Annotated in this window: 7 protein-coding genes; 5 read left to right on the forward strand and 2 right to left on the reverse strand. The window is 55.3% G+C overall.

Annotation, left to right across the window (positions count from 1 at the left end):
• Positions 1-61 precede the first annotated feature (61 nt).
• Positions 62-5,158 (reverse strand): S-layer homology domain-containing protein, encoded by a 5,097-nt coding sequence (locus NST43_RS10390; protein WP_339224241.1) that lies wholly within the window; start codon positions 5,156-5,158, stop codon positions 62-64.
• Between the two features lie 520 nt (positions 5,159-5,678).
• Between NST43_RS10390 and NST43_RS10395 the strand changes: the two genes are divergently transcribed.
• Both NST43_RS10395 and NST43_RS10400 read left to right on the forward strand, forming a co-directional pair.
• Complete coding sequence (locus NST43_RS10395) at positions 5,679-7,481, forward strand: sensor histidine kinase (protein WP_339224243.1); 1,803 nt, start codon at positions 5,679-5,681, stop codon at positions 7,479-7,481.
• 2 nt (positions 7,482-7,483) lie between these two features.
• On the forward strand, positions 7,484-9,070 hold the full coding sequence (locus tag NST43_RS10400) for a response regulator (protein WP_339225389.1): 1,587 nt from the start codon (positions 7,484-7,486) through the stop codon (positions 9,068-9,070).
• A gap of 325 nt (positions 9,071-9,395) precedes the next feature.
• On the opposite strand, the gene NST43_RS10405 is transcribed toward NST43_RS10400, so the two are convergent.
• Positions 9,396-9,524: a hypothetical protein gene (locus NST43_RS10405; RefSeq protein WP_339224245.1), complete on the reverse strand. Its 129-nt coding sequence runs from the start codon at positions 9,522-9,524 to the stop codon at positions 9,396-9,398.
• A gap of 59 nt (positions 9,525-9,583) precedes the next feature.
• On the opposite strand from NST43_RS10405, the gene NST43_RS10410 reads away from it, so the two are divergent.
• The 3 genes from NST43_RS10410 (at position 9,584) to NST43_RS10420 (ending at position 12,714) form a co-directional block, all read left to right on the forward strand.
• Positions 9,584-10,897, forward strand: a complete 1,314-nt coding sequence (locus NST43_RS10410; protein WP_339224247.1) for a sugar ABC transporter substrate-binding protein — start codon at positions 9,584-9,586, stop codon at positions 10,895-10,897.
• Positions 10,898-10,960: 63 nt separating this feature from the next.
• Positions 10,961-11,872: a sugar ABC transporter permease gene (locus tag NST43_RS10415; protein WP_209992382.1), complete on the forward strand. Its 912-nt coding sequence runs from the start codon at positions 10,961-10,963 to the stop codon at positions 11,870-11,872.
• Between the two features lie 11 nt (positions 11,873-11,883).
• Positions 11,884-12,714 carry a carbohydrate ABC transporter permease gene (locus NST43_RS10420; RefSeq protein ID WP_339224249.1) on the forward strand — a complete coding sequence of 277 codons (831 nt, stop codon included), beginning with the start codon at positions 11,884-11,886 and terminating at the stop codon, positions 12,712-12,714.
• Positions 12,715-12,757 lie beyond the last annotated feature (43 nt).

A 12,757-nucleotide genomic window follows, 5' to 3' on the forward strand; every position in this document is an offset into this window, starting at 1 on the left:
AATAACAAAAGCGGCAGAACAAGACTGATAACAGTCCCGTTCTGCCGCTGTGTCATTTATTTCAATTCACGAAGCCCGCCTGCTCCAGCAATCTAAGAATCACTGTCGCCGCCTCTGCACGGGTGGCGGATTGCCCTGGATGGAATTGTCCGTCAGGCGTTCCGGTGATCAGGCCGGCCTGAACTGCCTTGGCTACATCCTGCTGCGCCCAGCCCGCAATCTTGCCTGCATCCTTGAAGGCTGCCGGCTGAAGCTCTGAAGCTGGGAGCGGCGAGCCTGCAAGGGCCATCGCTTTAACCAGAATAACGGTCATCTCCTGGCGGGTAATGATGTCGTTCGGCCGGAAATTATTGTCCGTTCCGCCCCGCACCAGACCCAGCTCAGCAGCTGTCCCGACGCTTCCGGTGTACCACGCGCCGGTGGGGATATCCTTAAACGCAACATCTGCCGAACTAGAGGAGGAGTAGCCCAGCGCACGAACCATCATCGCAGCGAATTCCGCGCGGGTAGTGGTAGCATTCGGTGCGAACCTGCTGTCTGTTAAGCCGGTGAGGATGTACTTGGAGGCCAGCTTTTCGACGGATGCCTGTGCCCAGTGCCCCTTGATATCCTCGAATGTCTTATTGCTTGAAATCACTGCAAACGTGCCGTTGCTCGGACTATAGAAGGTTACACCGGTGCCGTTGAAGACCGCCGGAACGAAGGTGAAGCTTCCGTCCTTCTCGATCCGCACCACGGTCGTATTACGGCTGTCTGCCGGACTGTCGAGCTGCAGGGTGCCCCGGGAATAGCTGCCCTTGAACCCTGGAATCTCCACTGTGCGTCCATTGGCTTCAGCCGTTACCGTGTATTCAATGGCAGGGCTGATTAATTTGCCCTGGGCTGCCAGGACAGCCTGAAGGATCTCTTGCTGCCGCTGTTCCGGCAGGACCGTCATACTGACCTTAAGCTTCCAGTCCCCGGTTCCCAATTGCTGTCCCCAAGCTGCGGTATCAACCGCTTTTACAGGGAAGTGGAAGGTGCCGAGCGTAGACGAGACGGTGATCTGGTCTGCCGCTTTTACTTTCTGGGCATCCAATATGGCTGTTGCAGTAGTTCCTGTAACCTCTGCTTCGACGGTCAAATGGCCGCTGCCGCTTGGTGCTTCTGGCTGAACAGGGGTGACCGAACCAACGGTAGTGCCACCGCCGTTGCCACTCCCGCCGTTGTTGCCGCCGCCAGTTTCGCCGCCGCCGTTGTTGCTACCGCCGGGATCGCCGCCGCCGTTGTTGCCGCCGCCAGGATCACCGCCGCCGTTATTGCCGCCGCCAGGATCACCGCCGCCGTTGTTACCGCCGCCGGGATCACCGCCGCCGTCAGTCACAAGCGTATGCCGCGGATAAATATCGAACCGGTCGAACGCAGGTGCGTATTGGTGCGGGACCGCTGTGTAAGGAGTGAAGCCTTGCGCCCCTGTTCCTCCATAAGGGTTGGAGCCGCCGTCATACGTATTATTATTGGAGAAGCGGATACTGTTGGGGCCTGCCTTCAGCTCAACATCAAAGGTCTGTGTGGCGAACTGCTGCCATGAGATGGTGTTCTTGAAAAAGACGGTCTGCGGCTCGCCGCCGTTGACGCTTACTTGCGCATACCGTTCAACAACGTCATTGTTGTAAGCATGTGTCCCCGCACTTTCACCGTTCGCGTAGGTAACGACCAGTTTATAAGTGCCTGCTTTGGACACTGTGATGTCCTTCAGCTCCAGATACCGCTCCGCTCCGTCGTAGGAGGTAATGCCGTTCACATATTTGCCGCCTGAAGCATATTTGGCAAAGGCATCCTCACGGATGAGCGGCAGCTCGGAGCCGGCCGGAGTACCTACGACCGTTGCCGCCTCTGCCTCAACGGAATATACAGAAGTCTGGCTGACGAAGGCTGCGTTAATATAATCCAGGCTAAGCGCAGCGCTGGAACGCACATCAACGAGGTTGATGCCTGTGCGTAAGAAGGTTGGTACTGTAGCAGTCTGCCATTGTCCGCCGGTATTGGTAACAGGCAGATCTACGAGCGGCTTGCGGTCATGTTGAATTTGCAATTTGCCCGCGCCAGATGTGGCATAGCGGATCTGCAGATCATACATGCCGTCTTGCAGCACACTTACCACAAAGCGGGTATTGGCATCCTGGCTGCTGCCGTAGCCGGTCACATATCCGGCACCCTCGAAGCCTTCCAGGCTGCTCTCTCTCGATAACCCCAGCGCAGGATCGTAGTCGGCGAATTCCGCCTGTACACGGTAATTGGGGTGTGCGCCTGGTAAGCCGCTATAAGTTAATTCCATCGCGTCAAGGGTGGATTCACCCTGGCCCGCTTCTCCCGTATCCGGGTTGTATTTGCTGATGCCGATGGAATGTGTCCCTTGCGTCAGATCGGCAAAGATCGTATTGCCTCCCAGCAGCTGCATGTTGTAATCCGCACGCAGAACCAGCTTCGTTGCCGGCTGATCATCAATCTTGATGAACCATTCGGAATTGATGCGCTGATTCGCATCTCCGGTATTGGATTGATTGCGCAGGGTGGAGGTTGCGCTGCTGCCGCCAATCAGATCCAGCCGGTAGCTCCCGTCTGCCGGAACCGTAACCTCCGTCCATTTCACCAGGCTGTCCGCAGCCTTGATGCCTTGGACGTACTGGCCGTTCGAGGCAGAGCGTCCGGTGCTCTTGCGCGGATAGTGATCCGTCAGGGTCACATTGGTCCGCACCTCGGCATTCTCAGCCTCGAAGCGCTGATAGAAAGTCTCCTTCGGGGCATGATCAACAGCCGGAGTAATGACTGCATAATACGCCGAGGTGTAATCGTTCAGGTTGACATCCAGGGTGACCGAGCCGTTCTTGACGGGATAATCACGGTCCAGAATCTGGGTAGGCTCTACGAGAAATCCGGTCAAGCCCGTATATCCAGCATGCCATACGGTGATATGCACGGCTTCTGCTTCTGTGAGGAAGGAGGGGCTGTTTCCATTGCCGGTCACGTTGTTGAACACGATCTGGCCGTCTCCCTGTGTGCCTCCGAACGCGATACTAACCTGCTTTTTGTTGTCCTGAATGGAGCTTAGCCCGTACAAGCCGGGGCCGAAGGCGTCATTCTCATGTCTGGCGTTGATGACCTCAATCTTGGCCATGTCGCCGCCCATCATATCGGCATACCATTTGTAGAGCCACCATGCCCCGTTAGGCTCGTTCTGCCCGGCGAGCAGCGACCCGTAGGAGTTGGCCGTGTTCCAATACGGCAGCATGCTGTTCATTTTCAGCTCATCATAACGTGCGATGTAATGAATCAGCGAGCCGCCTACGGCAATCTCCGAGGTTGCGGCATACTCATTGATGTCCACTTTGATCGGGAAGGGAACCGTCCGGTCCGGGTACAGCTCTTTATAGCGCTGCAAGGACCCTGCTTCCACCGTCCGGAAGGTGGCTACGTTCGAGGGAGCCTGGTTGAAGGCTTTGTCCCACAGCATATGCCAGCTGATAATGTCCGGCAGACAGTCATTTTCTACGCAGTAGGGAATGAAATCCTCGAATACTTTGGCTCCATATTGGGTTAGATTCACTCCCGAAATGACTGCGCCGGGGTCAATCTCTTTGATCTTTTTCGTTACCGCCAGCCAGTCGCTGTTGAATACGGCTCTTGAATTCTTGCCTGTCTGGTTATCCGCCAGCAGCTGGGGATAACGGGTATTGTTCTGCTCAGGCTCATTGAACGGGATATAGATGAATCTGGCATCCGCATCCCGCCCCGGATTCGCGGCCTCCCATTGCTGCTTATAGGCCTTGACAGCTGTTGTAATCGGAATGACGGCCTCCTGGATATATTCGTTAGCCGTTCTGGACGGATAGTACCAATGCTGATAATAATCCTGCATAACGATATTTACAGCTTCCCCGCCAGCCTCGAAGAAATAGTCCGACACCCGGAGCGCGTCACCAGTCGGGTGCTGGATGCCGTTCGGCGGCTTTTGGGAGATATGCGAGGGCTTGATCGGAATCAGTGTATTGATATCCGGCACATTCGGCTCGCTGATCGCATACAGTGCGCCGGAAGAGCCATGGAATACAGGTCCGAGCGAGCGGTCTGCCAGATCGACCGAGATTTTGGCCGGCTTGGCGGAGGTGTTCTCCTCATGCTTCGTCTCTGCATAGAGTGCGCTGACCTGATTGGCATTTAACTGGACATTGTAAATCCGCAGATCGTCGAATTTCCCCTTGATATCTCCATCCGAGGTATAGAGCGATCTGCCGAAATCATTGAATTTGAGGGCGTTCAGATAATCACGCGAGAAGAAATGCTCCAGAACGGAGGGCATGGTTGCTCCGGATGAGCTTTTGCCCTGATCCAGACCTTTGATGCCAACGGGAACACCGTCCAGGTATACCTCGTAGGCCCCGCTGCTGGTCATAGTGACGGTCACCTGCTGCCACTTGCCCTTGGCCGGGTTACGGTTCCAGACGATATCGCCTTTGTAGCTGGCAATCTGGCTTGGATTCGTGCCGGTATAGATCCGGTTGCTGAACGTGCCATCCCCGGCGATGATAATGAACTCGGAGTCCTGCCAGCCGCTTACTCCGGCATTCGTCAGCCCCTTCTCAGCAATCGTGGAGGACAGCAGACGGTTATATGCGTTAGCCGATGAGTCAATGTTGGCCCAAAAGGAGATGGACAGTTCATCCTTGATCCCGCTGTAGAGCTGATCGGGCAGCTTCAGCCAGGCAGTACCGTTCCCTCCGCCGGGTAAAGAGAGGACATCTCCGCGCTGGTCGTCATAGACAATGGCAGCGACTCCCTTAAGCTCGGCGCGTTCAGCGGCTGCATCGGGGTAGACGCTGTTCACCACCGAGGTGCGGTCAAGCACCTGTCCGGGGCGGAAGCTCCATTGGAACAGCGGGGCCGCTTCAGCGGCGGTCTTCATCTGGACTTGCTCAGGGGAAGTCTCCTGAACAGGAGCAGCCTCCGGCAGTGCAGCAGCGTCTGCCACCGCAGCAGCATCCGGCTCCGCCGGGGAAGCAGGGGCTTCATCGGAGTCAGGTGCCGTAACCGGACCGGTCACTAACTCCGAATCAGTCACCCATACAGAATCTGCCACAGGAACCGGGTCTGCGGTCGGAGCTGTGGAAGCGCTTGCCAAACTGGAGGGCAGGAGAGTCAGAATTGCCAGTATAGATATCAGTGAACGCTTAAGATATAGCCTCAATAGATACTCACCTCTTTTGTTTTTTGGGGATACCTGTCCTAATAGAACGGTCTGCGCACTTGAAACAATTCTCTATTCACTAACAATTATCTCCGCTATCTCCGCATAGGCACCGCAACCTCCCTGTCATTGCTGCTTCGCTTCACCGAGAATGTTAAGTGAATGACCCTTACTATAAAATCAAGCTTTTTTACTGTTTTTGTTCCTTTCTTTACGTCTCTGGGTTACAGCCTGGAGCGGGCAGACAGGGAAGCAGAAGCGGGAGCGGCAGAATCCTGCCAGCCCTTTCCCCGTAATCCCCCTACATGTAAAAAAGGGAACGAAAAGAGTAAAAAAAAGACATGCAGAGCAGGGTGGCGGGAAAGCAGCCGGGAGTCTATCATTAAAGGTATTCTACAAAGGTATTCCACAAAACTCTGCCGCCGGAGGTTATGACTTGAAAGCTCCCTTCACCTTGAAGCCCAGTCGCCGTTTTGTGAGCGTGAAGAACAAGATGCTGTTCTTTTTTCTGCTGGCCATTCTGATTCCGGTTGTGATTCTGTTCGTTAACTCCTACATCTCCTCCCAGCAGATGCTTGAACGTAAATATACGGACCTGCTGGCCGATGTGACGAGGCAGTCGAATATCCGCATCGAGGAATTCCTGGAGGACACGAAGCAGATTTCGCTCATCGCCAGCTACGGGATTAACAGCTACATCTCAGCCGTCTCGCAGGAGAACTACCCGGTACAGAACTATCTGCACGACAGCTCTGTGACGAACGAACTTCAGGCCACGCAATTGCTGATGAATTACATCACTATGAAGGACCGTGCCATCTCTATCTATGTCTACAATCTGGTGAATGGGAGCGATCTCTATGTGGCCCCGAACAAGCCTGTCGACTATACGTATAACCCCCGTGAGGAGGACTGGTTCACCGAATTCCTGCGTTCTGACGATATTACGCGCGATCTGCCGACCCGGCTGGACCTGCAGACCAAGGCGGACAGCAATTGGACGATTTACAATCTGCGTAAAATCTTCGATATGGAGAACGGCAAGCTGCTCGGCGTAATGGCGGTAAGTGTAGACATTGACTTCATCAACCGGCTGAACAAGCGGATGGAGGCAGGCAACCGCTCGGCCTTCACCGTTACCGATGACAGCGGCATGATTATATTCAACAACAATTATAACCTGATCGGCAAGCCGTTCAGGACACTTTTTCCGGTCCGTGAGGAAGAACTTGCCGCAGGTTCAGGCAGGCAGATTGTCCACGTAGCCGGGAAGGACTATATTCTGATCCAGTCGCCATTTGAGGAACATAACTGGAAGACTTATATGTACATGCCCGTGGAAGAGCTGGCGGTCGAAGGCTACATCCTGAAGCGGAATCTGTGGACGATTGCCGTCGTGCTGCTCTTGTTCGCCCTGGCCAGCTCGGTGTACATGTCGAATCTGATCACACGGCCGATCAAGCAGCTGATCCGCAATATGACGCTGGTGGAGCAAGGGAAATTCGATAATCTGCCGGCGGTCCGCTCGAATGACGAGATCGGTGTCATGGCCAGCCGGTTCGAGCAGATGTCCGCTGAACTCAAGCAGCTGGTGGAGCGGATCTACGTGGAGCAGGAGCAGAAGGTTGAGGCCGAGATCCGGGCCTTGCAGGCGCAGATCAGCCCCCATTTCCTGTACAATACGCTGAATTCGGTCAAGTGGATCGCCACCATGCAGCAGTCGGACAAAATTGTAGAGATGACCGGGGCGCTGATCTCCATGCTCCGCTATACCGCCAAGACGGACAACCGGCTGGTGCCGATCCGCGAGGAGCTGGAGCACATCGGGCATTATATCGTCATTCAAAAGGTGCGTTATTTCAACCGGATCGAATTCCATTCGGAAGTGGAGGAGACGCTTGCGGAGCAGGAGATTCCGAAGCTGAGCATCCAGCCGCTGGTCGAGAATGCGATCTTCCACGGAATTGCCGACCAGGAGGACGGGCTGCTGTTTATCGAGGTCCGGCGGGCCGGGAATGCTGAACTCACCATTACGGTCAGAGACAACGGTGCGGGCATAAGCGCTGAGGCGGCAGCGAAGCTGCGCAGCAGACTGGGCGGTGCAGAGGACAGCGGCGGCATCGGCGTTACCAATGTGCATCAGCGGGTACGCCGGTTATACGGTGAGCCGTATGGGGTATCGTTCGAGAGCAGTCCGGGGCAGGGTGCGGTATTCGTGATCACAATTCCCATTCGGGACAGGAAGGGGGGCTATTGAGTATGCTGGGTGTGATTATCGTGGATGACGAGCTGCTGATGCGTATCGGTCTGAAGTCGATCATTCAATGGGAAGATGAGGGCTTCACGATTCTGGGGGAGGCCGCCAACGGGCGCGAGGCGCTGGAGCTGGCCGGGACGCACCGGCCGGATCTGATTATTACGGATATCAAAATGCCGGTGATGGACGGTCTGGAGCTGATCCGGGAGGCCCGGCGGCTGGACATCGGCGGGCAATTCGTCATTCTTAGCTGTCTGGAGGAATTCCAGTATGCCCAGGAGGCGCTCCGGCTCGGGGCGGCGGACTATCTGATCAAGAGCGACATGAAGCCGCAGCAGCTGGTGCATGTGCTGGAGACGGTCAAGAAGCGGGCCGTCCGCCTCTCCGCAGGCAGTTCCGCCGGAATGCCGCCCGGCTCCTACAAGGAGAGCATCGAGCATTTGAAGGAGACGCTGTTCAAGGAAGTGCTGAGCGGCTTCAAGGGAGCCGAAGAGGTGCTCGCCCGTCGTGAAGCGCTGCACATCCGCTTGTCGGACGGGCCGATGGTGCTGATGAAGCTGCGGATCAACCGGTTCGACCAGCTCCGGCGCAAGTACGTGGAGCAGGACGAGAAGCTGCTGCGCTATTCGGTGGCGAATATTCTGGAAGAGATCCTGCCCCGCAAGCGGGCGAAGGAGATCATTGTCATGAATTCTGCTGAATATGTGCTGCTGCTCGATCTCGGGGAGGAAGGGCGGATTGTCCGCACGGAGATCGAGCGCGCCGCCGCCAAGATCCAGGCGGCGATGAAGGATTTCCTGAAGCTGACCCTGTCGATCGGCGTCAGCGCTCCGGCTCCCGGCTTTGGCGCCCTGAAGCGGGCCTATCAGGAGGCGGACATGGCGCTTGACGAGCTGTTCTTCGCCAGCGGGAGCGGCCTGTCCTTCTATGATAAGGCCAGGAGCCGTCAGAGAAGGGGGGAGCGGCTGTTCATCGACAAGCCTTGCATGCGGAAGTTCAGGCAGGATACCGAGAGCGGGAGCGAAGGGGCGCTTGCCTTCCTGAACAGCCTGAAGGATACTATGCTGCTGGAGGGCTGCACGAAACAGGCGGCGCGTTCGACCTACATACGGATGCTTGGCGCGATTCTGTCCTGCTTCCCGGCGCTTCCCGAGCCGAATGAAGCCGGGCTTACGGTGTACGAGAGCATTCTCCATGAAGAGAGTCTGGAGGGGCTGCACCAGACCGTCGCCGGTTATCTGGAGCAGTGCAGAGCGCAGATGTCGGAGGGACAATCCTCCCGGAGTTATGCAGAGCAGGCGAGTGAGCTGATGATGCAGCTCTACGCAGAGGATATCTCGCTGCAGTCGGTGGCGGAGCAGATTAACGTGAACGCCTCCTATCTCAGCAGGGTATTCAAGCAGGAGACCGGCGAGAATTTCGTCAGCTTCCTGACCCGGCTTCGTATGGAGAAGGCCAAGAGCCTGCTCAGGGACAGGAACATCAAGGTCTATGAGGTTGCTGAGCGTGTGGGTTATCCGAACACCGCGTATTTCAGCAAGCTGTTCAAGAAGCTGAACAGTATGAGTCCCGAGGAATACCGGGGCTAGAAAAGTGTCAGATTTAATTCAGTAAATAGGGTTAAATCCCGGAGGTTCCGAAAAACGGAACTACACTGGCCGGATGAGTTTGCTCCTAACGGACCTGATAGACCCTATTCCCAGCAAAACGCCACCTTTTGCGGATTAACGGACTAAGGAGCCCTTATCGTCTCTCTACGAGAGGTTTAGGAGTGGAGATTCCAAGAATAAGCTCCATGAGGTCCGTTACTTGCCCAAGTGGTGACGTTAAACCAGAATAAGCGCGCCTTAGTCCGTTACGCCGGGCTATACGCCTTTAATGAACAACGCCGTCTTCATCTGGGAATGGCAATTGTCAAAAAAAGAACAGAGTCTGTAAAAGAAGTGCATCCGCTGCGGGTGCACTTTTTGCCGCTTCCGGGGATTGGTCAAAAAAGGGAATGTTTCCGTAAAAAACAGCCATTTCGATACCGTCCGCCTTCACCTACTATTGGAGATGCAGCAGATGCAGCATATCCTAAATGGAAGTTGGGGGTAATTCTAGTGAAGAAAAAAAGCTTAGCGACCGTATTGTCCATCCTGCTTACAGCGGCCACCTTGACCGCATGCGGCAATGGTAGCAGCAACAGCAATAACGAGGCGGCTGCACCATCGGCAAGCGCGTCCGCAGAGGCAGCGGCTACACAGCAAGCAAGCGGAGAGAAGGTCCAACTGACCTACGCGATCTGGGATTCCAATCAGGAGAAGGGGCTGCGGACTATTGCCGATGAATTCGAGAGCAAGAACCCGGACATCAAGGTCGATATTGAGGTGACCGGCTGGTCCGATTATTGGACGATGCTGGAAGCGGGAGCGACCGGCGGCTCGCTGCCGGATGTCTTCTGGATGCATTCCAATGAGATCTACCGCTATGCGAACAACGGCATGCTGCTTGATCTGACAGACCGCATCGGTAAGAGCGAAGACGTCAAGCTGGAGAATTACCCGGAAGGCCTGAACCAGATCTATAATCTGGGGGGCAAGCAATATGCGGTTCCGAAGGATTTCGATACCATCGGGCTATGGTACAACAAGACGCTGTTTGACCAGGCGGGTGTGAAATACCCGGATGAGAACTGGACCTGGGATGATCTGCACAGCGCAGCGAAAGCGCTCACCAAGGACGGGGTATACGGCTTCCTCGCGCCGATGCACAACCAGGAGGGGTATTACAACTTCGTCTATCAAAATGGCGGCACCATTATTACAGCGGATAAGAAGTCAGGCTATGACGATCCGAAGACGATCGAAGCGCTGGATTTCTATGTAAGCTTTGTACGTGACGGGCTGTCGCCAGAGGTGTACGGGGATGCCGAGCGCGCCGATCTGCTGAAGAACGGTAAGGCGGCAATGGGCCTGTTCGGTTCATGGAACCTGAGCGGGTTCACAGAGAATGAGTTCATGGCGAAGAATTTCGATGTGGCCGTCCTGCCCAAGAAGGCTGCGCAGGCTTCCATCTATAACGGCCTCGGCAATGCGGTTGATGCCAAGACGAAGCATCCGGAGGAAGCGTGGAAGTTCGTGGAATACTTAAGCTCCAAGACAGGCCAGGAGCGCCAGGCGGAGCTGGGCGTTGCCATCTCGGCGTACAAAGGCGCGGCTGACAAGTGGGTGGATTCGAACAAGACCTTCAACATCAAGGCATTCGTTGACATGGTCAGCTATGGCGTAATCCGTCCATATTCCAATACTACGGCTGTCTGGGAAGACAAGGCTTATGAAGCGCTGAAGCCGGCATTCTCCGGCAAGGTGTCTGTAGAGGAAGCAGCCCGTAATGCAGCCAAAGTGATGAATGAGAGTCTGGCGGAAGAGAAATAAGCATGAGCCATATGCCTGCGGCAGCCTCAGGGCTGCCGCAAGTTTGATAGGAGAGGGAAGCAGATGAATCATACCGTCAAGAGAAAAATTGGAGCCAAAACCTGGAATGAATGGTCCTGGGGCTGGTTCCTGATCGCGCCAACGATGATCGGCCTTATCGTCCTCAACTTCATTCCAATAGTGCAGACCGCTTACCTTAGCTTCTTCAAGAGCGGAGATTTCGGCAGAGGCAATATCTACATCGGATGGGAGAACTACCGCAAGCTGATTCAGGACCCCCAGGTATGGCACGCTGTCGGCAATACCCTGCTCTATGCCTTGCTGGTCGTGCCTGCCAGCATTGCCATCGCCATGCTGGTGGCCGTCCTGTTGAACGGTAAGCTCGCGGGCCGCTCGCTGTACCGCACGATCTATTTCATCCCAATGGTCGCCGCTCCTGCGGCAGTTACCATGGTCTGGCGCTGGATGTATAACCAGCACTACGGCCTAATTAATTACGGGCTATCCAAGCTGGGCCTTCCGGCCGTCAACTGGACGACGGACCCGAGGGTAGCGATCTTATCCATCGCGGTGATCGGAATCTGGAGTGTCATCGGCTATAATATGGTGCTGCTGCTCGCCGGTCTGCAGGAGATTCCGAAGGACTTCTATGAAGCCTCGGATATCGACGGGGCCAGCCGGGTACGCCAATTTTTCGTGATCACCCTGCCGCTTGTAACGCCAACCCTGTTCTTTGTTGTGGTGACCACGATTATCCAGGCCATGCAAGTGTTCGATGTCATCTATATGATGATCGATGTGAGTAACCCGGCCTATGACCATACAGTATCGCTTGTGTATCTCTTCTATAATAACTCGTTCAAGTACTCGAATAAGGGCTATGGCTCAGCAGTTGTAATGGTATTGCTCGCGCTGATCATGATCATCACCTTCTTCCAGATGCGGGCGCAAAAAAAATGGGTCAACTACATGTAGGAGGCGGCACGATGGCCAAACATAAACAACTTAACCGTATCTTAGCCCACCTTGTGCTTCTCCTGGGAGCAGCCGCGATGATTCTGCCGTTCGTCTGGATGGTGCTGACCTCGTTCAAGTCGGTTACGGAGTCCACCTCGATGAATCCGTTTATCTTTTTCCCCAAGACCTGGCGGGTGGAGAATTATCTGGAGGTGTGGCGGCAGAATGATTTTTTGATCCTGTACTGGAACACCTTTGCGATGATGGCGCTTCGGGTGCTGTGCGCGGTGATGTTCAGCGCGATGGCGGCGTATGCTTTTGCCAGACTAAGATTTCCGGGACGTGACTTCTGCTTCAGTCTGGTGCTGTTCCAGATGATGGTGCCGACCCAGATTTTCATCATCCCGCAATATCTGATGGTCGATGCGCTGGGGATGCGCAATACGATCTTTGCGTTGCTGTTTCCAGGGCTGGTCAGTGCCTTCGGCACCTTCTTATTGAGACAATTCTTCATGGGCCTGCCTAAGGAGCTGGAGGAGGCGGCGAAGATCGACGGCTGCAATATCGGCCAGACCTTCGCCAGAATCATGCTCCCGCTGGTCCGCTCCGGTCTGGTGGCCCTCGGGATATTCACGGCCCTCTTCTCCTTCAAGGACCTGATGTGGCCGATGATCGTCAACACCAGCTCGGACGCGGCGACCCTCTCCTCGGCCCTGGCTAAGATTCAAAGCGCCTTCGCGGTGGACTACCCGGAGCTGATGGCGGCTTCCGTGCTGGCCATCTGGCCGATGCTGCTCATCTACATCCTGTTCCAGCGGCAATTTATCGAAGGGATTGCAACTTCGGGGGGCAAGCTCTGATTGTCCGTTGACTGCAATCTATTGGATCGTTCAGAATATAACG

Source organism: Paenibacillus sp. FSL H8-0332 (assembly GCF_037963835.1).
In the GTDB taxonomy this organism is placed as follows: Bacteria; Bacillota; Bacilli; order Paenibacillales; family Paenibacillaceae; genus Paenibacillus_AQ; species Paenibacillus_AQ rhizoplanae.